The organism is Microbacterium sp. Root166 (assembly GCF_001427145.1).
Lineage (GTDB): Bacteria > Actinomycetota > Actinomycetes > Actinomycetales > Microbacteriaceae > Microbacterium.
The window spans coordinates 429,223-447,681 of record NZ_LMGL01000003.1 but is presented as its reverse complement, the minus strand read 5'-3'; the positions used below and the strand labels follow the sequence as shown (position 1 = coordinate 447,681).

Genomic DNA, 18,459 nt, shown 5'->3' with positions numbered 1-18,459 from the left:
TGAGTCAGCTCGGCGTGCGGGACGCCAATCGGATGCGTCGGACAGCTGCGGTGACGCCGAGCGCCACCAGTATAGCCGTCGCTGTGAGCACCGAGAGCGGCAGAGTCCCGTAGAGCAGGGTCTGCTGCGAGGGCAGCAGGGCCGAGGTTTCGCGCTCCGCGCTGTCGGCCGGCGGGAGCGGCTCGACGGCCACCGGCTCGGCGGGGAGCGCCGGCGACGGGTCGCTCTGTGCGCGCCGGTGCACCCGGATCCACTCGGTCAGGCTGCCCATGGGATTCTCGGCCACGGTGGGCACGTCCGCGGTGACGGCGGCCGCGGCATCCACCAGTCCGAAGCCGTACAGGGGGTCCGGGACCTCGGTGGCGTTCAGTGCAGGCCGGGCCGTGGCGACGATGCGGTTGATGACGTTGTCGGCATCGAGCTCGGGGTGGGCGGAGCGCACGAGCGCGGCGATGCCGGCCACGATCGGCGCCGCGCCGCTGGTGCCGTTCCAGAGCACCAGGCGGCCGTCCGCCGACACCCCCACGAGGTTCTCACTGGGCGCGGAGACGCCGATCGTGATGCCCTGGGTGGATGCCTCGACGCTGGCGTTGCCGTTCGGATCGACCCCCGCGACCGTGAGCACGCCCGGGATCGTCGCGGGGGCTCCCACCAGCGTGGTGCCGCTCCCCCGGTTGCCCGCGGCGACGATGACCACGACGTCGTGCTCGAACGCGTAGAGGAACGCCTCGTCCCAGCTCTCGTCCCAGTCCGGGGTGTTCGTCGTGAGCGACATGTTGATGACGTCCGCCCCGTGGTCCACGGACCACCGGATCGCCTCGGAGATCTGCTCGGTGAAGGGCTTGGTCGCGGCCGAGCCGAAGCCGACGGACACCGAGAGCAGCTCGGCCTCGGGCGCGACGCCGATCATGCCGGTCTGCGGCCCGGTTCCCCGGCCGGCCGCGAGCGACGCCACCCAGCTGCCGTGGTTCGCGTCGACCGCACCCACCGGGGTGCGCCCGTCGGAGGTTCCGGCACCCGAGACGTCGGTGCCGCCGACCACGGCGCCCTCGAACTCGACCGGGCCCTTGCCGATGCCGGTGTCGATGACCGCGATCCGCACGCCCTTGCCGCGGGTGGTCTCCCACGCCTTCTCGATGCCGTAGTCCGCGAGCCAGTACTCCGCGTCGCGCACCGGGTCGGTCGTCGGAGCCTCGTCGGGCAGCGTGGCCGCCGCAGCCGGAGCCGCGGCCATCAGCGTCAGTGCGACGGCGGCACCGGCGATCGCGGCGACAAGGCGCCTGATCATCCGGCGTTCCCGGGCCGTTCGCACACGCAGCGGTCGGGCGACCACGACGAGAGCTCGAGCGCCCGGTCGCCGATCGGGTTCACACCCGGACCGGCGGCGAGCGCGTGACCGGCGAGGGCGTGCAGGCACTTGACGCGCGTGGGCATGCCGCCGGCGGAGATGCCGTCGATCTCCTCGACCTCGCCGTACACCGCGCGGTCGCGCAGGTAGGCCTCGTGCGCGGCGGCGTACGCCGCGGCGAGGTCCTCGTCGTCGGCGAGCTCGTCGTTGAGCGCCCGCATGACGTGGTCGGCCTCGAGAACCGACATCGCGACCGTCGCGGCCGGATGGGTGAGGTAGTAGAACGTGGGGAACGGCGTGCCGTCGGGCAGCCGCGGGGACGTGGCCACGACGGTGGGATTGCCGCAGACGCAGCGTGCGGCGATGCCCACCGCCCCGCGGGACGGGCGGCCCAGCTGCTCGCGCAGCACCTCGAGGTCGGCGTCACTGACAGGGGAGAGCGGCACGGTCGTCACGTCGCCAGGGTATCGGCGCCGCCTGGGACGGTGCTGGATCGTCATGGGAGTCCGCGACGGTCAGGGGGTCGGCGCGGGCGTGTCGCCGGGCGGCGGCGCGTCGGGAACGCCGATCGCGGGAAGCTTGACGGTCTGGGCCAATCCGGCCGCGGTCACGGACCGCACGAGCTGCGACATCCAGTCGGTCCGCGTCTGCTCGACCTCGTCGCTCACCGGCGCCTGCTCCTGCGGGCGCAGCTCCGGCGGCAGATCGTTGTCGACGAGGTAGACGACCTCGCCCGGGCGCACGTAGTACAGCCGCTCGCGCGCCTGCGTCGTGATGTAGGCGGGATCCGCCCAGCGATCGCGCTGCGACTCGAGCTCCTCGACCTCGTCGCGGCTGATCTCGACGGCGGCGGCGAGCGCGGCGATCTGCTGCCGCTGGTCGACGTAGGTGCCGATCGTCGGCACCAGGACGAAGGTCGCGAGGACCACCAGCCCGAGCATGATGACCATGAAGCCCGACAGACGGATGCCGCCGAGCCAGCCCCGCACGTCGACCGGGCGCCGGACCGGACGGCGTCCGGCGGGACGAGAAGAGGGAGCCGTCGTCTTCGCCACGGCTCCCCCTCTCTTCAGTGCTCTGTCAGAGCGTCAGCCCGTGAAGCGCGGGAAGGCCGCGCGGCCGATGAACGTCGCCGCGTCGCCCAGCTCTTCCTCGATGCGCAGAAGCTGATTGTATTTCGCGACGCGCTCGCTGCGGGCGGGCGCGCCGCTCTTGATCTGACCGGCTCCGGTCGCCACGACCAAGTCGGCGATGGTGGTGTCCTCGGTCTCGCCGGAGCGGTGCGAGAGCATCGCGGTGTAGCCGGCGCGGTGCGCCATGTCGACGGCGTCGAGGGTCTCGGACAGCGTGCCGATCTGGTTGACCTTCACCAGCAGCGAGTTGGCGACGCCGCGCTTGATGCCGTCGGCGAGGCGCGTCGGGTTGGTCACGAACAGGTCGTCGCCGACGAGCTGGATCTTCGATCCGAGTTCATCGGTGAGGTGCTTCCAGGCGTCCCAGTCGTCTTCGGCGAGTGCGTCCTCGATCGTGACGATCGGGTAGTCGTTGACCAGGCCGATGTAGTACTCGGTGAGCTCTTCCGCGGTCCAGTCCTTGTCGTCGAGGCGGTACACGCCGTCGTTGAAGAACTCGGTGGCCGCGACGTCCAGGCCCAGCGCGATGTCGCGGCCCGGCGTGAAGCCGGCCTTCTCGATCGCCTGCACGAGGAAGTCGAGGCCCTCGCGGTTGTTGGGCAGGTCGGGGGCGAAGCCGCCCTCGTCGCCGAGGCCAGTCGCGAAGCCGGCGGCCTTCAGCTCGCCCTTGAGGACGTGGTACACCTCGGTGCCCCAGCGCAGCGACTCGGAGAACGTCTCGGCCCCGATGGGCGCGAGGAAGAACTCCTGCATGTCGATGCCGTTGTCGGCGTGCGAGCCGCCGTTGATGACGTTGAACAGCGGGACGGGCAGCACGTGGGCGTTCGGGCCGCCCAGGTAGCGGAACAGCGGCAGGTCGGCGGAGTCGGCGGCGGCCTTGGCCACCGCGAGCGAGACGCCGAGGATGGCGTTGGCGCCGACGCGGCCCTTGTTGTCGGTGCCGTCGACCTCGATGAGGATCTCGTCGATGATGCGCTGCTCGCTCGCGTCGACGCCCTCGATGGCGGGGCCGAGCTCGTCGATGACGGCGGCCACGGCCTTCAGCACGCCCTTGCCGCCGTAGCGGCTCTTGTCGCCGTCGCGCAGCTCGTACGCCTCGAAGGCTCCGGTCGATGCGCCGGAGGGGACGGCCGCGCGCTGGACGATGCCGTCGTCGAGCAGCACCTCCACCTCAACGGTCGGGTTTCCGCGCGAGTCGAGAATCTCGCGTGCGCCTACAGCCTCGATCAATGCCACGGGAAAGCTCCTAGTTCGTGGTGGGGGGTGGTGATGCGGAGCGTCGTCGGTCCGCAGACGAGTCTAGTGATCGGGATGCCGCGAGCCACAGGACGCCGACTCATCCGATGTTTACGCTCACAGGACGATGGCGATCGCGACCCCGTCGTAGCCCTTCAGGTCGAGCGTCTGGAGCGCCGTGGCGTCGAATCTCGGGTCGCGTCCGAGCATCTCCAGCCCGCGCTGCACGCCGATCACCTGCGGGTTCTCGGTGGCGGGGTTGGCGACCTCTCCCCCGCGCACGGTGTTGTCGACCACGACGACGGTGCCGGGCCGGCCCAGGCGCGCCGCCCAGTCGAGGTAGATCGTGTTCGACTCCTTGTCGGCGTCGATGAAGACGAGGTCGAACGGCTCCGAACCGTCGAGCGTGGGCAGCACCTCGGCGGCACGACCGAGCTTGACCTCGACCTTGCCCGCGACACCGGCCCGCTCGAGATTGGCGCGCGCGATGTCGGCGATGCGGGGCTCGGCCTCGATCGTGACGATGAAGCCGTCGTCGGGCAGTCCGCGCGCCATCCAGATCGTCGAGTATGCGCCGAGCGTGCCGATCTCGAGCACCCGGCGAGCGCCGCTGATGCGGGTGAGCAGGTTCAGGAGCTTGCCGTTGACCGGTGCGACCTCGATCGGAGGCAGACCCGCCGCGTTCTGATCGGCGACCGCGCCGTCCAGCACGGGGTCGTGCCCCACGAGCGTCTCGGTGAGATAGGCGTCCACGCGGCGCCACAGGTCGGGGGTGGGATCGGTCATGGGTTCAGCAAACCGGTGCTCGTGCCGGCGGTCAAGTCGTCCCGGGCACCGCGGCTCGTTCGCGCGCCGCCAGCGCGGTCAGCAGCGCTGCACCCGTCGTCGCGTCGTCGACCGTCACGACGAATTCCCGGCCGTCGACGCGGTGCACCCGCAGCGCGTCGCCCGAGCGCAGCACCACTCCGAAGCGGCGGCCCGGAACCGAGCGGATGCCGATGCCGCCGAACTCCGCGAGCGCCTGGACGTGGGACACCTCGGCGGTCGCGACGTCGCCCAGCGGCACCCGGAACCGGGGCACGCCGAGACCGGAGCGCACGGTGAGGCCCTGCTCGTCGACGCGCACGCGGAACACCGTGGTGCTCAGGACGGCGAGGAGGAAGACCACGAGCGCGCCCGCGAGGATCCAGGGAAGACGGCGATCGGGCCCGGCGAGGGCGGTGACGAAGACGGCGCCCGCGAGCGCGAGGACCCCGGCGAGGAGTGCCGCCATCCCGCCTCGCGACATCGTGGTCGTGCGCAGCCAGACGGCGCGTTCCCCCTCAGCCAGCACGATCGGCGCCGCCTGACCGGAAGCGGCCGTCCCGTTGCTGCGGGAGACCCCGGGCTGCGCGAACCATCCGATGACTCCCGCGACGAGCCCCAGACCGAGCGCCGCGAGGAGGGGGATGCCGACGCCCGGGGCGTCCGCGGCATCCGTCAGCCCGCGCTGCATCGCGACCGACCACGTCAGCGCGAGGGAAAGGCCGAGCGACGTGCCGAGCGAGACCGCGCCGAGGAATCGCAGGTTCGGTCCCCACTCCCCTGCCCGCGCGGCGGCGTGGGCGATGCCGGCGAGCAGCAGCGGCAGCCCGATCGCGAGGGCAGCGGTGAGCACCGGGTACGTCCAGGGCGGCGCGAAGCCGTCGGGACCCGAGCCGGACCAGTGGATCGCTGCTGGGTCCGGCAGCGACGGCAGCCACCACAGCTGCAGCGCGACGGCGATAACCGCGACGACGAGGGGAAGGACGAGCCCGATCAGGAGGAAGCGGCGATAGGCGCCGCGGACGAGGTCGGTCATGAGAGGTTCTCCTTCACGAGAGAGGCGAGGGTGTCGGACGAGAGGCCCAGCGCGCGCGCTTTGGCGGCGAGGGCGCGGATGTCGTGGTGCAGGTCGGCGAGCGGACCGGCGGCGTCGGTCACGACGGCACCGCGACCGCGGCGCATGTCGATGAGTCCCTCGTCGCGCAGATCCTGGTACGCGCGCAGCACGGTGTGGAGGTTGACGCCGAGCGCCTCGGCGACGTCGCGCGCGGACGGCAGCCGGTCACCCGGCACCAGCCGGCCGGCCGCGGCATCCATCCGCACGGAGGCGGCGATCTGCGCGAAGATCGGCTCGTCGCTGGCAGGGTCGATTCGGAGGAGCATGAAAGAATTCTATAACAACTAGAACTAGTGTGTTCGTCCCGCGCGCGGATTGTGACCATCCGACAACGGATGCCGAGTCCCAGCGCGGCCTTTGGCACCATGACCGGCATGCGAGTCACCCCCAGACGATTGGCCATCGGAATGAGCCTGTGGGCGCCGAACCTGTGGAGCGGCATCCGGATCAAGCGGTTCGCCGAGGACTGGACCAGCGCCACCGTCGAGCTGCACGTCAACCGCATCACCCGCAACTACGTCAAGACGGCGTTCGGCGGCTCGATGTCGGCGATGACGGACCCGTACTTCTTCATGCTCGTCATGCACCAGCTCGGCCGGGACTACGTGGTGTGGGACACGCGCGGCGAGATCGAGTTCCTCAAGCCCGGTCGGGGCGTGCTGACCGCTCACTTCGACGTGCCGGCCGCCAAAGCGGACGAGCTCCGCGAGCGCGCCCGCGGCGGTGCGAAGGTGCTCGAATGGTTCGAGACCGACATCACGGATGCCGCGGGCGACGTCGTGGCCCGCGTGCGCCGCGAGGTCTACGTGCGCGAGAAGAAGCGCGTCACCGCGGCGACCACCGCCTGACCCGACCAGTTCATCGCCGCGCGGTATCGTGCGGGCATGACCTCGCCCTCGCTCCAGCGCCGACTGGGGCTCGGCGACGCGGTGTTCATCGGCCTCGGCTCGATGATCGGCGCCGGCGTGTTCGCGGCCTTCGGGCCGGCCGCCGCGGCTGCCGGCTCCGGGCTCCTCATCGGACTCGCCGTCGCCGCCGTCGTCGCGTTCGGCAACGCCACCTCGACCGCGCAGCTCGCCGCCGTCCACCCGACCTCCGGCGGCGTCTACGCCTACGGCCGCGCCGAGCTGGGCCCGTGGTGGGGATTCATCGCCGGCTGGGGATTCGTGATCGGCAAGCTCGCGAGCTGCGCCGCGATGGCGCTGACGTTCGCGGCGTATGCGGCTCCCCCGGGCTGGGAGCGCCCGGTCGCGATCCTCGCCGTGGCGGCTCTGGCGGCAGTGAACTGGTTCGGCGTCACCCGCACGGCGCAGCTCACCCGCATCATCGTGGTCGGCGTGCTGCTGACTCTCGCCATCGCCGTCGCCGCCGGAGTGACCGCGCCCGACGCCCCTGGCTGGCTCACCGCGGAGTCGCTCTGGACGGGCGGCGCCTACGGCATCCTGCAGTCGGCGGGCCTGCTCTTCTTCGCGTTCGCCGGCTACGCGCGGATCGCCACCATGGGCGAGGAGGTGCGCGACCCCGCCCGCACGATCCCCCTGGCGATCGTCCTGGCCTTCGCCGGAGCACTGGTCGTCTACGGCCTCGTCGCCGTCACGGTGCTGTCGACGCTCGGCCCCGAGGCGACCGCGGCTTCGACGGAACCCGTCGCCGCCGCCACCGCAGCCGCGGGCTGGGCCTGGGCGGAGCCGGTGGTCCGCGTGGGGGCGGCCGCGGCATCCCTCGGCGCTCTTCTGGCCCTCATCGCCGGCATCGGACGCACGGGGTTCGCCATGGCGCGAGAGGGCGATCTTCCCCGGTTCCTGGCGGCAGTGCACCCTCGCTGGCACGTGCCGCACCGCGCCGACGTGGCGATCGCCGTGATCGTCATGGCCGTCGTCGCGCTCGTCGACATCCGCGGCGCCATCGGGTTCTCGTCGTTCGGCGTGCTGCTGTACTACCTCGTCGCCAACATCGCGGCGTTCCGCCGGGGCGCGAGCGTCCGCCGCTTTCCCCGGGTGCTGCAGCTCGTCGGCGCGGTCGGGTGCGTCACCCTCGGCGCGACCCTGCCCTGGCAGAGCGTGGTCGGCGGGCTGGCCGTCGTGATCGCCGGGGTCGGCTACCGCATGCTGCGGCTGCGGTTCACGCGAGCGGCTTGATCTCGAGCGTCCCCGGCGCGGCCCCGGCGGCGAGGGTCGCGAACGACGTGTAGCCGTCGGCGGCCGCCCGCTCCAGGAGCGCCTTGAGGTTCTTGGTGCGCTGCTCCAGACGCACGCGCGACCCGGAGGCGATGAGCGCCGCCTTGTGCGCCAGCAGCTCGCTCTCGGGGACGTCGCGGTCGTGCACCAGGACGACCGCGGTCCGCGCGCCCTCGTCGGCGATCTCGACGAGATCCACGAGCCGCTCGAAGCCGATCGAGAACCCGACAGCCGGCACGTCCTGGCCGAGGAAGCGGCCGATCATGCCGTCGTAGCGGCCACCGCCGCCCAGCGAGTAGTCCACCGAGGGGTGGGCCAGCTCGAAGATCGTGCCGGTGTAATAGCCCATGCCGCGCACCAGGAACGGGTCGAACACCAGCGGGATGTCGGCGAGGGCCGTCTCTCCGCCTCCGGCGACGGACCGCGCCGCCGCGACGGCCTCCCCGATCGCGACGAGGTGAGCGACGACCTCATCGGGCGCGTCGGCCGGCAGGAACTTGCGGATCTGCCTCTCGCCGTACGGGTTGTACTCCATCGTCATCGGGCGCGTGAGGAACGCTTCGAAGGCATCGACGGCGGATGCCGCGGCCCCGCGCTCGCGAAGCTCGGCGATCACGCCCGACGTGCCGACCTTGTCGAGCTTGTCGATCGTGATGAGCACGCTCGGGCGCTCCTCGGGCGTGAACCCGAAGGCGTCCAGCATCCAGTCCAGCACCCGGCGATCGTTGATGCGGACGCTGCCGCCCTCGAGCCCGAGCGCGTCGAGCGTGTCGAGCGTCGCGACGATGAGCTCCGACTCGGCGCGGGCCGAGGCATCCCCCATGATGTCGATGTCGCACTGCATGAACTGGCGGTAGCGGCCCTTCTGCGGCCGCTCCGCGCGCCACACCGGCGCGATCTGGATGGAGCGGAACACCGTCGGCAGCTGGCCGCGGTTGGTCGCGTAGAAGCGTGCCAGCGGCACGGTGAGGTCGTAGCGCAGGCCGAGGTCGGTCAGTTGGGCCTGGTCGTCGGCGGCGCCGCGCACCGCGTCGGCGTCGAGGCCGCGCTTGAGCACGTTGTACGCGAGCTTCTCGTTGTCGCCGCCGATGCCGGCGTGCAGGCGGGAGTACTCCTCCATGACCGGGGTCTCGATCTCGTCGAACCCGTGCACGCGATACCGATCGCGGATGACGGCGAGAACGCGCTCGCGACGGGCCTTGTCGGCGGGGAGGAAGTCGCGCATGCCGCGCGGCGGGTTCACGGATGCCACGGCTCCATCCTTCCAGGTCCGTCAGGCAGGATCCGCTTCGGCCGCTCGCACCTCTTCTGTCAGGACGCGCAGGCGCTCGCGCAGCGCCCGCTCGGCGTCCCACCCGTTCGAGCGCGCAGAGGCCACGAGTGCCAGCAGCGCGTCGCCGAGCTCGGCCTCGGACCGCAGGCCGGCCGCGGGTTCGACCGGGGACTCGATCTCGACGCCGACCTGGGCCGCTTTGCCGACGAGCTTCTGCGCGAGCGCGAGCGACGGCATCCGTCCACTCACTCCGTCCAGCACGCTGGTGCGCGAGCTCTTCTCGGCGGCCTTGGCGGCGTTCCAGTGGACCAGCACCTCTTCGGGAGTGTTCGCGACCGCATCGCCGAAGACATGCGGATGCCGCCGCACCATCTTGTCGGTGAGACCCCGCGCGACGTCATCGATGTCGAAGGGATCGTCCTGGTCGCGCGAGGCGATCTCGGCGTGGAAGAGCACCTGCCACAGCAGGTCGCCTAGTTCCTCGCGGAGCTCGGCGCGATCGTCCTCCTCGACGGCGTCGATGAGTTCGGCGCTCTCCTCGATCAGGTACGGCACGAGCGCCCGGTGGTCGATCTGCTGCGTCCACACGCACCGGTCCCGCACCGCGCGCATCGTGTCGGCGGCCTCGCGCAGCGGGTCGCCGGAGGGGACGCGGTCGCCGTTCATGCGATCTGCCCCGGGTGGGTCTCAGTGGGCGGCAGCTCCTCGTCGCGCGACGCGGGCGACGTGCGACGGTAATGCCGGGCGCGGAGCGTGATGAGCACGACCGCGAGGACGATCGAGATGGCCGATCCGGCGAGGACGCCGAGCGTCGCCTCATCGCGCACCAGCGGCGCGCCGGCGAAGGCCAGCTCCGACAGCAGCAGGGAGACGGTGAAGCCGATGCCGCCGAGCGCACCCGCCGCGATGAGGTCCGCGAACGTCAGATGCGGGGCGGCGCCACGGTTGCCCACCCGCAGCGAGAGCCATCCGGCGAGCGCGATGCCCACGATCTTCCCGACCGGCAATGCGACCAGGACACCCCAGAACGCGGGCGACAGCTGCGCAGGCGAGACGGCGGGAATGACGACGAATGCGGCCGAGAAGGCGAACAGCGGCAACACGATGCCGTTCACCCAGGGCTCGAGTTCGTGACGGGCCCGCAAAGCGGGCTGCTGTGCCATGACCAGGCCCAGCCCCACGCCGGCGATCGTCGCATGCACGCCCGACAGGTACACGAGGACCCAGGTCACGATCGCCAACACGACGAGGATGACGATGATCGGCAGGCGGGCCCGGGAGTCGAGCTGCCGGCTCAGGAAGCCGAACACGACCAGCGCGAGCGCCGCCAGCGCCAGCAGGCCCACGTTCACGCCGTCGGTGAACAGGACGGCGATGAAGATGATGCCGACGATGTCGTCGAGGATCGCCAGGGCGAGGAGGAAGATGCGGATGGCGGCGGGCAGCCCCTTGCCGAACAGCGCGAGCACCCCGAGCGCGAAGGCGATGTCGGTCGCCGTGGGGATGGGCCAGCCGTCGGCCGCGTCGGATCCCGCGGCGAAGAGAAGGTAGACGGCGATGGGAACCAGGACTCCGCCGGCAGCCGCGATCGCGGGCTGCAGCGCCTTGCGGGCCGAATTCAGCTCGCCACTGGTCAGCTCGTACTGCAGCTCCACGGCGACGAGGAAGAAGAAGATCGCGAGGAGTCCGTCCTGGATCCAGTGCCCGACCGACATCTCGAACACGCCCGGGATGCCCAGATACGTCTCCTTGACCCCTGCGATCGCGGGTCCGAGCGGAGAGTTCGCCAGCACGAGCGCGAGCAGCGCAGAGGCGAGGAGGACGATCGCCGGGAATCGGGCAGACCGTAACAATGCCATCGGGTTCCTTCCGTCACCGTCGCTGCGAGGGTCGCCGCGACATCGCCGACCAGACTTCCCGGCACACCTGCGGGCAGTCTAGCCACCGTCCGGCGTCATACGCCGTCGCGCGTGACGGCGCGGAAACACCACGGGGTTAGCGTTGAAGCCATGCGCGAACTGACCCAGACCGAAGCGATCGACCTCGTCGGCCGCTACGAGGCCGAGCAGGAGATCCCCGAGCGAATGCGCGGAGACGTCCGCATGCTCGGGTCCCTGCTGGGCCAGGTGCTGCGCGAGAGCGGCTCGCCCGGACTGTTCGACGACGTCGAGCGGCTGCGGACGGCGACGATCCAGGCGTACACCGACGAGACGCCGGAGGCCTTCGCGCGGGCAGCGGCGATCGCCGACTCGTTCACGATCGAACGGGCGGACGAGGTCGCCCGCGCCTTCACCGTGTACTTCCACCTCGTCAACCTCGCCGAGGAGCACCAGCGCGTGCGCGTGCTGCGCGAGCGCGACGGGCGGCCGGATCGCGAGCACGCCACCGACTCGCTGGCCGCCGCCTTCGTGCGCCTGGCCGAGGAGGTCGGCGACGACACCGCGCTCTCGCGCCTGCAGGCGATGCGGTTCCACCCCGTCTTCACTGCGCACCCGACCGAAGCGCGCCGGCGGGCGGTGTCCGAGAGCATCCGCCGGCTGGCGACCCTGCTCGAGCAGCACGACGCCGCGCTCCGCAACGGCGCTGACGAGCGTCGCGCATCGCGGCGCATGCTGGAAGAGGTCGACACGCTCTGGCGCACCGCGCCGCTGCGGCCCGAGAAGCCCTCTCCGACCGACGAGGTCCGCGCCGTGATGGCCGTGTTCGACGACACGCTCTTCACCGCCGTCCCCCACGTCTACCGTCGCGTCGACGATGCGCTCCAGGGTCCCGGAGCCGGCGGCCGCGCCCCTGTTGTGCGCCCGTTCGTGCGCGTCGGCTCGTGGGTCGGCGGCGACCGTGACGGCAACCCGTTCGTGACGGCATCCGTCACCCGTCAGGCCGCCGAGATCGCCGGCGACCATGTCCTGCTCGGGCTCGAGCGCACGACGAACCGCATCGGCCGCACGCTCACCCTCGATGCGGCGACCACTCCGCCGAGCGCCGACCTCGTGGCGCTGTGGGAGCGGCTGTCCGCCGCCGACGCCGACGCCGCGCTCGAGATCGCGAAGCGATCCCCCGACGAGCCGCACCGGCGCATCCTGCTGCTGCTGGGCCGCCGGCTCGCCGCGACCCGGGTGCGTGACGACGCGCTCGGCTACCGCGACCCCGAGGACTTCCTCGCCGACCTCCGCGTCGTGCAGGACTCGCTCGTTCAGGCCGGCGCGCCGCGCCAGGCCTACGGTCACCTGCAGCAGCTGCTGTGGCAGGTCGAGACCTACGGGTTCCACCTGACCGAGCTCGAGGTCCGCCAGCACTCGGCCGTCCACGCCAAGGTGCTGGCCGAGCTCGAGGCGGGCGGCCCGCGCAGCGAGCAGGCCGACGAGGTCCTCGACGTCTTCCGGTCGGTCGCCTTCCTGCAGGAGCGCTACGGCCCCCGCGCCGCGGGACGCTACATCGTCTCGTTCACGCAGTCGGCGGACGATCTCGCGAACGTGCACCGGCTCGCCCGGCACGCCGCGGACGACGGCACGCCGGCCCCGGTGCTCGACGTCATTCCGCTGTTCGAGACCTTCGCCGACCTGCAGGCCGCACCGCGCATCCTGGCGGAGATCGTCCAGGACCCCGACTTCGCCGCCCGGCTCGAGGCCACCGGTCGCCGGCTCGAGGTCATGCTCGGCTACTCCGACTCGTCGAAGGACGTGGGGCCCGTCGCCGCCAACCTCGCGCTCTACGAGGCCCAGGCTGCGATCTCCGCCTGGGCGCGCGAGGAGCGCATCGAGCTCACCCTGTTCCACGGTCGCGGCGGAGCGCTCGGGCGCGGCGGCGGACCCGCCAACTCGGCGATCCTCGCCCAGCCGCCGCACTCGGTCGACGGACGCTTCAAGCTCACCGAGCAGGGCGAGGTCATCTTCGCGCGCTACGGCGATCCGGCCATCGCGATGCGTCACATCGAGCAGGTCGCCGCGGCGATCCTGCTGGCGTCCTCCCCGTCGAACGAGGAGCGCAACCGTGCGGCCGCCGAGCGCTACGCCGGCGTCGCCGCCACGATGGACCAGGCGTCGCGCGACCGCTTCTTCGCACTCGTCAAGGCTCCCGGCTTCGCACCGTGGTTCGCCCGCGTGACGCCGATGGAAGAGCTCGGCCAGCTCGCCCTCGGCTCGCGTCCGGCCCGCCGCGGCCTGTCGGTCGAGTCGCTCGAGGATCTCCGCGCGATCCCCTGGGTGTTCGCGTGGACGCAGGCGCGCATCAACCTCGCCGGCTGGTTCGGACTCGGCAGCGCCCTCGAGGCCGTCGGCGACGAGGCCCTCCTGCAGGCCGCGTACGTCGAATGGCCGCTCTTCCGCACCATGATCGACAACGTCGCCATGAGCCTCGCCAAGGCCGACGACCGCATCGCGCGCCACTACCTCGAGCTCGGCGATCGCGACGATCTCGCCGGTCTCGTGCGCGACGAGATGGCGCTCACCCGCTCGTGGGTGATCCGGGTGACCGGAGGCACCGAGCTGCTCGGCAACAAGCCGGTGCTGCAGCGGGCCGTCAAGATGCGCAGCCCCTACGTCGACGCCCTGTCGCTGCTGCAGCTGCGGGCCCTGCGCGCGCTGCGCGACGCTCCCGAGGGCGCTCCGGCCGATCCCGAGCAGCAGCGGCTGCTGCTCCTGTCGGTCAGCGGGGTCGCCGCCGGCCTGCAGAACACCGGCTGACACGCGCGTCGCTTCCGGCGATCCCGCGTGGCGGGGCTACCGTGTCGGGCATGGCACGGATCGTCGTAGCCGAAGTCTGTCCCGCATGCGGGTCGCTCGCCGTGCGAGCGACCGAGCCGAGGTGGTTCCGCGTCGAGCTCGACCGGCGCGATCACCTCGACGACGGCTGGGTGGAGCGCCTCGAGTTCGAGTGTCGCGACTGCCTGCTCGTCTGGGACTGACCGACGGACGGAATCGGATGCCGCGGCCCGCGGCATCCGATCAATCGAGCCTGCGGTCCTCGGCGTGGCGCGAGAGGCCCCGCCCGTAGCGCTCAGTGAGCTGCACCATGAGGTCGGGGGTCTCGCGGTCGAGGCCGAAGACGTAGCCGGGGAAGTCGAGCTCGCGCTGAGCGGCCCAGATCTGCTCGTGCTCGTGCGGCGGCAGGATCTGCAGCGGCTCGCCCACGGCGACCCACGCGATCGGGACAGTGCTCTCGGGCGGCAGGGTGGTGCGCAGGTGCACGACCGCGTTGATGCGCACCTCGCTGCCGCGGCCGATGCGCGCCCCGTTGAACACGCGCGTGCCGGTGGCGAGGAACACCTCGTCCTCGACGACGGCTCCCGAGACGCTCGCCATGGGGCCGATCAGCACGTGATCGCCGATGTGCACCGGATTGGTCGCGGTGGCGCGGATGAGAGCGTTCTCCATCACGATGACGTTCTCGCCGAGTGTGATCGGTCCGCCCTCGGCCGTGATCACGGCGCCGTGGAGGATCTGGCAGTCGGCGCCGATCTCGACGTCGCCGCTGATGACCGCGGTCGCCGCGACGACCGCGTCGGGGTGGATGCGGGGCTGGGCCCCGAGGTGCTCGAATCGCATCGGTGCTCCCGTCGGTGGGTCGCTGCCAGCGTAGCGGGCGGCTCTTGCGGGGTGATCGGGGGGATTCAGGCGCTCGCGGTTGCGGCATCCTTCACGGGCCACAGCTGGTCGAGCAGCTGGCCGACCCACGCGATGAGCTGGGCATCGGACACGCGCTCGCCGTCGACCGTGGGCAGCGGGACCACGAGCGCGTCACCGCCCGCGAGCAGCTTCGCCTTCGGGTAGAGCCGCTGCAGGCGCACGCGCATCGAGTCGGGAAGGTCCGCCGGCGCGATGCGCAGGTTCGGCCCCATCGCGACGACGTCGGCCAGGCCCGACTGCGCCGCCCGGCGCCGCAGCCGGGCGACGGCCAGCAGTCCCTCGACATCGGCCGGCAGGTCGCCGTAGCGGTCGGTCAGCTCGTCGACCACGAGGTCGAGCGCGTCGTCCTTGGCGGCGACGGATGCCGCGGCCGAGAGCTTCTGGTAGGCCTCGAGCCGCAGTCGCTCACTGTCGATGTACGACTCGGGGATGCGCGCCTGCACCGGAAGCTCGAGGCGGAGCTCGGTCGGGCCCTCGACCTCGTCGCCGCGGAAGGCCGACACGGCCTCGCCGATCATGCGCAGGTAGAGGTCGAAGCCGACGCCGGCGATGTGCCCGGCCTGCTCGGCGCCGAGGAGGTTTCCCGCACCGCGCAGCTCGAGATCCTTGAGCGCCACCTGCATGCCGCTGCCGAGGTCGTTGTTGACCGCGATCGTCTCGAGCCGGTCGGCGGCGGTCTCGGACAGCGGCTTCATCTCGTCGTACAGGAAGTAGGCGTAGGCCCGCTCTCGGGCGCGTCCGACGCGGCCGCGCAGCTGGTGCAGCTGCGACAGGCCGTACTTGTCGGCGCGATCGATGATGATCGTGTTCGCGTTGGAGATGTCCAGGCCGGTCTCGACGATCGTGGTGCACACCAGCACGTCGAAGCGACGCTCCCAGAACGCGTCCACGACCTCTTCGAGCGCGTGCTCGCCCATCTGCCCGTGGGCGACGGCGATGCGCGCCTCGGGGATCAGCTCGGCGAGCTCGGCGGCCACGCGCTGGATCGACGAGACCCGGTTGTGCACGAAGAACACCTGTCCCTCGCGCAGCAGCTCCCGGCGGATCGCGGCGGCGATCTGCTTGTCGTTGCGCGGGCCCACGAACGAGAGGATCGGATGCCGGTCTTCCGGAGGCGTCTGCAGCGTCGACATCTCACGGATGCCCGTCACCGCCATCTCGAGCGTGCGCGGGATCGGCGTCGCGCTCATCGCGAGGATGTCGACGTTGGTCTTGAGCTTCTTCAGCGTGTCCTTGTGCTCGACGCCGAAGCGCTGCTCCTCGTCGATGATCATGAGCCCGAGGTCCTTGAAGTGGACCTTCTCGGTGAGGATGCGGTGCGTGCCGATCACCATGTCGACGGTGCCGTCGGCGAGGCCGTCGACGACCTCGCGTGCCTGCTTGTCGGTCTGGAAGCGCGAGAGCGCCTTCACCTTGACCGGGAACCCGGCGAAGCGCTCGGTGAACGTCTCGAGGTGCTGCTTGACCAGCAGCGTCGTCGGGACGAGCATCGCGACCTGCTTGCCCTCCTGGATGGCTTTGAACGCTGCCCGGACGGCGACCTCGGTCTTGCCGAAGCCGACGTCGCCCGACAGCAGCCGGTCCATCGGGATCGGCTTCTCCATGTCGGCCTTGATCTCGTCGATCGTCTGCAGCTGGTCGGGGGTCTCGGCGAACGGGAACGCCTCCTCCAGCTCGCGCTGCCAGGGTGTGTCGGGACCGAACGCGTAGCCCTTGGCCGACATGCGCGCCGAGTAGAGCTTCACGAGCTCGACGGCGATGTCGCGCACCGCCTTGCGTGCGCGGCCCTTCGCCGCGGCCCAGTCGCTGCCGCCCATCTTGGACAGACTCGGCGCCTCGCCGCCGACGTACTTCGACAGCAGGTCCAGCTGATCCGTGGGCACGTAGAGCTTGTCGCCGGGGTGCCCGCGCTTGGACGGCGCGTACTCGAGCACGAGGTACTCGCGCATGCTCTTGACCGCGTTGCGGCCGCCGCTGGACACCTCGCGCTGCGTCATCTCGACGAACCGGCCGATGCCGTGCGTGGCATGGACGACGTGGTCGCCTGCCTTCAGCTGCAGCGGGTCGACGACGTTCTTGCGCCGCGACGCCAGCTTCTTGACGACGCGCTGGTCGCCGCCGATCGTGCGGCCGTAGAACTCGGTCTCGGTGAGCACCGCGAGCTTGGCATCGGGCACCTCGAAGCCTCGCTCGAGCACCGACAGCACGATGTGGGCGACGCCCGGCTCGGGCGCGGTGAGGACCTCGTCGACGCGTCGCGCGGCGATGTCGCGCTCTGCGAGCACATCGCGGGCGCGCTCCACGAGTCCGGTTCCGGATGCCGCGACCACGACGCTCCAGCCGTCCGCCAGCAGCTGGGCGACGTGCGCCGTGGCACCGTCGACGTTGCCCTGGAACGACGGCACCGGATTGGCAGCGACCCGCACCACGGCAGCGGCCTGAAGAGCCACGTCGATGTCGGCGTCGAGCAGGCCCTCGGCCGCGGCATCCGCTTCTCCCGAGTCGAATGCGCTCAGCGTCCACCACACGTCGCCGCGAGCGTGCGCCGCCTCGCGCAGCGCCGGCAGCGTGAGGAAATCGCCGGCACCGAGATCGATGGGGGTCTGGGCGCCCGCGGTCGCCGCGCTCCAGGCCGCCTCGAGGAACTCGCGGTTCGTGTCGCCGAGCGTGATCGCGCGGGTGACGGCGCGCTCGGGCTCGACGAGGGCGATCGCCGCGTGCTCGGGCAGATAGTCCGCGAGCGTCACGAGGCGATCGACGACGGCGGGAAGGAGCGACTCCATGCCCTCGACGGGGATCCCCTCGGACATCTTCTCGAGCATCCCCGCCAGGCCCGGGAAGTCGGTCTTGAGATCGCGGGCGCGGTCGCGCACCGCCTGGGTGAGCAGCAGCTCCCGACTGGCGATCAGCGCGACCTCGCGCACCTCACCGGGAAGCGAGCGCTGATCGGCGACCGAGAAGGCGCGGATCTGATCGACCTCGTCGCCGAAGAACTCGATGCGGTACGGGTGCGCCGCGGTCGGCGGAAAGACGTCGAGGATGCCGCCGCGCACGGCGAACTCGCCGCGGCGCGAGACCATGTCGACGCGGTGGTAGGCCAGCTCGACCAGTCGCAGCGAGACCTCGCCCAGGTCGTGGCCGCGTCCGCCGACGGTGAGCTGCACCGGCGGCACGTCGGTGAGCCCGGCGGCGAGCGGCTGGATCGCGCCGCGCACCGACGCCGTGATGACGAGCGGTGTCGAGGCATCCCAGCGCGCGATGCGTCCGAGCACTTCGAGCCGGGTGCCGACGATCTCGGCGCTGGGGCTGAGGCGTTCGTGCGGCAGGGTCTCCCAGGCGGGGAAGTGCAGCACCTCGGCGCCGGGAAGGAGCGCACCGAGCGCGGGGCCGAGCGACTCTGCGCGCCGGCCGGTCGGGGTGACCAGCAGCACGATCGGCGGCTTGCCTGCGGCGCGGCGGCGTTCGATGAGCGCCGCGAGCAGGGGGGCACCCAGGCCTTCGACGAGCGAGAAGTCGGCGTCGACAGAGGACGCGGCCACCGCATCCCGGAACGACTCTGCCTGCTCGAGGGCGCGCACGATCCCGGGAACTGTCACCGGACGAGTCTAAGCGCAGGCCCCGACACCGGGCTCGTCGCCCTGTCTTCGTCCGAACGGACGCGACACGCCGTTCCGCCCGGGCCCTGACGGCGTGTTGCGACCGTTCATCGGGAAGAAGACGCCGGGTGCCGCGGCACCGGGCTCCTAG

General features: G+C 71.4%; 16 protein-coding genes. 4 read left to right on the top strand and 12 right to left on the bottom strand.

What is annotated here, in order from left to right; all coding sequences use genetic code 11:
- Positions 1-4 precede the first annotated feature (4 nt).
- The 7 genes from ASD56_RS13860 to ASD56_RS13830 form a co-directional block, all read right to left on the bottom strand.
- Positions 5-1,288 carry a S8 family serine peptidase gene (locus tag ASD56_RS13860; protein WP_055966859.1) on the bottom strand — a complete coding sequence of 428 codons (1,284 nt, stop codon included), beginning with the start codon at positions 1,286-1,288 and terminating at the stop codon, positions 5-7.
- On the bottom strand, positions 1,285-1,803 hold the full coding sequence (locus ASD56_RS13855) for a DUF501 domain-containing protein (protein ID WP_055966856.1): 519 nt from the start codon (positions 1,801-1,803) through the stop codon (positions 1,285-1,287). Before ASD56_RS13855 ends, ASD56_RS13860 begins: the two co-directional genes overlap by 4 nt.
- Before the next feature lie 60 nt (positions 1,804-1,863).
- Positions 1,864-2,403 carry an FtsB family cell division protein gene (locus tag ASD56_RS13850; RefSeq protein ID WP_055966854.1) on the bottom strand — a complete coding sequence of 180 codons (540 nt, stop codon included), beginning with the start codon at positions 2,401-2,403 and terminating at the stop codon, positions 1,864-1,866.
- A gap of 33 nt (positions 2,404-2,436) precedes the next feature.
- Positions 2,437-3,717, bottom strand: a complete 1,281-nt coding sequence (eno, locus tag ASD56_RS13845; protein WP_055966851.1) for a phosphopyruvate hydratase — start codon at positions 3,715-3,717, stop codon at positions 2,437-2,439.
- Positions 3,718-3,834: 117 nt separating this feature from the next.
- On the bottom strand, positions 3,835-4,503 hold the full coding sequence (locus ASD56_RS13840; protein WP_055966848.1) for an O-methyltransferase: 669 nt from the start codon (positions 4,501-4,503) through the stop codon (positions 3,835-3,837).
- A gap of 31 nt (positions 4,504-4,534) precedes the next feature.
- Positions 4,535-5,557 carry a DUF1648 domain-containing protein gene (locus tag ASD56_RS13835; protein ID WP_055966845.1) on the bottom strand — a complete coding sequence of 341 codons (1,023 nt, stop codon included), beginning with the start codon at positions 5,555-5,557 and terminating at the stop codon, positions 4,535-4,537.
- Positions 5,554-5,904, bottom strand: coding sequence for a GntR family transcriptional regulator (locus ASD56_RS13830; RefSeq protein WP_055966844.1), 351 nt, complete (start codon positions 5,902-5,904; stop codon positions 5,554-5,556). Before ASD56_RS13830 ends, ASD56_RS13835 begins: the two co-directional genes overlap by 4 nt.
- Positions 5,905-6,012: 108 nt before the next feature.
- Here ASD56_RS13830 and ASD56_RS13825 point away from each other — a divergent pair, with 108 nt between their 5' ends.
- Together ASD56_RS13825 and ASD56_RS13820 are read left to right on the top strand one after the other, a co-directional pair.
- Entirely contained in the window at positions 6,013-6,486 is a 474-nt protein-coding gene (locus ASD56_RS13825; RefSeq protein WP_055967257.1) for a DUF4442 domain-containing protein, read from the top strand.
- A 36-nt stretch (positions 6,487-6,522) separates the two neighbouring features.
- On the top strand, positions 6,523-7,776 hold the full coding sequence (locus ASD56_RS13820; RefSeq protein WP_055966838.1) for an APC family permease: 1,254 nt from the start codon (positions 6,523-6,525) through the stop codon (positions 7,774-7,776).
- Here the strand turns inward: ASD56_RS13820 and hisS are convergent.
- Genes hisS through ASD56_RS13805 form a run of 3 tightly spaced genes read right to left on the bottom strand, consistent with a single transcriptional unit; the run spans position 7,760 to position 10,947 of the window.
- Positions 7,760-9,040 carry a histidine--tRNA ligase gene (hisS, locus tag ASD56_RS13815; RefSeq protein WP_055967254.1) on the bottom strand — a complete coding sequence of 427 codons (1,281 nt, stop codon included), beginning with the start codon at positions 9,038-9,040 and terminating at the stop codon, positions 7,760-7,762. The genes ASD56_RS13820 and hisS overlap by 17 nt on opposite strands.
- 48 nt (positions 9,041-9,088) lie before the next feature.
- Positions 9,089-9,754, bottom strand: a complete 666-nt coding sequence (locus ASD56_RS13810; RefSeq protein WP_055966835.1) for a MazG family protein — start codon at positions 9,752-9,754, stop codon at positions 9,089-9,091.
- Positions 9,751-10,947, bottom strand: a complete 1,197-nt coding sequence (locus ASD56_RS13805; protein ID WP_055966832.1) for a Na+/H+ antiporter NhaA — start codon at positions 10,945-10,947, stop codon at positions 9,751-9,753. The genes ASD56_RS13810 and ASD56_RS13805 overlap by 4 nt, the downstream gene beginning before the upstream one ends.
- A 150-nt stretch (positions 10,948-11,097) precedes the next feature.
- Here ASD56_RS13805 and ASD56_RS13800 point away from each other — a divergent pair, with 150 nt between their 5' ends.
- Complete coding sequence (locus tag ASD56_RS13800) at positions 11,098-13,770, top strand: phosphoenolpyruvate carboxylase (protein ID WP_055966829.1); 2,673 nt, start codon at positions 11,098-11,100, stop codon at positions 13,768-13,770.
- A gap of 50 nt (positions 13,771-13,820) precedes the next feature.
- Entirely contained in the window at positions 13,821-13,991 is a 171-nt protein-coding gene (locus ASD56_RS13795) for a hypothetical protein (protein ID WP_157536100.1), read from the top strand.
- 40 nt (positions 13,992-14,031) lie between these two features.
- On the opposite strand, the gene ASD56_RS13790 is transcribed toward ASD56_RS13795, so the two are convergent.
- Both ASD56_RS13790 and mfd read right to left on the bottom strand, forming a co-directional pair.
- Complete coding sequence (locus ASD56_RS13790; RefSeq protein ID WP_055966825.1) at positions 14,032-14,631, bottom strand: gamma carbonic anhydrase family protein; 600 nt, start codon at positions 14,629-14,631, stop codon at positions 14,032-14,034.
- Positions 14,632-14,696: 65 nt separating this feature from the next.
- On the bottom strand, positions 14,697-18,308 hold the full coding sequence (mfd, locus tag ASD56_RS13785; RefSeq protein ID WP_055966822.1) for a transcription-repair coupling factor: 3,612 nt from the start codon (positions 18,306-18,308) through the stop codon (positions 14,697-14,699).
- Positions 18,309-18,459: the final 151 nt, after the last annotated feature.

Excerpts from the sequence above, each read along its gene's own strand:
- ASD56_RS13860 (WP_055966859.1), bottom strand. The coding sequence starts at position 1,288 with ATGATCAGGCGCCTTGTCGCCGCGATCGCCGGTGCCGCCGTCGCACTG.
- ASD56_RS13840 (WP_055966848.1), bottom strand. The coding sequence starts at position 4,503 with ATGACCGATCCCACCCCCGACCTGTGGCGCCGCGTGGACGCCTATCTC.
- ASD56_RS13835 (WP_055966845.1), bottom strand. The coding sequence starts at position 5,557 with ATGACCGACCTCGTCCGCGGCGCCTATCGCCGCTTCCTCCTGATCGGG.
- ASD56_RS13830 (WP_055966844.1), bottom strand. The coding sequence starts at position 5,904 with ATGCTCCTCCGAATCGACCCTGCCAGCGACGAGCCGATCTTCGCGCAG.
- ASD56_RS13825 (WP_055967257.1), top strand. The coding sequence starts at position 6,013 with ATGCGAGTCACCCCCAGACGATTGGCCATCGGAATGAGCCTGTGGGCG.
- ASD56_RS13820 (WP_055966838.1), top strand. The coding sequence starts at position 6,523 with ATGACCTCGCCCTCGCTCCAGCGCCGACTGGGGCTCGGCGACGCGGTG.
- hisS (WP_055967254.1), bottom strand. The coding sequence starts at position 9,040 with ATGCGCGACTTCCTCCCCGCCGACAAGGCCCGTCGCGAGCGCGTTCTC.
- ASD56_RS13810 (WP_055966835.1), bottom strand. The coding sequence starts at position 9,754 with ATGAACGGCGACCGCGTCCCCTCCGGCGACCCGCTGCGCGAGGCCGCC.
- ASD56_RS13805 (WP_055966832.1), bottom strand. The coding sequence starts at position 10,947 with ATGGCATTGTTACGGTCTGCCCGATTCCCGGCGATCGTCCTCCTCGCC.
- ASD56_RS13800 (WP_055966829.1), top strand. The coding sequence starts at position 11,098 with ATGCGCGAACTGACCCAGACCGAAGCGATCGACCTCGTCGGCCGCTAC.
- ASD56_RS13795 (WP_157536100.1), top strand. The coding sequence starts at position 13,821 with ATGGCACGGATCGTCGTAGCCGAAGTCTGTCCCGCATGCGGGTCGCTC.
- ASD56_RS13790 (WP_055966825.1), bottom strand. The coding sequence starts at position 14,631 with ATGCGATTCGAGCACCTCGGGGCCCAGCCCCGCATCCACCCCGACGCG.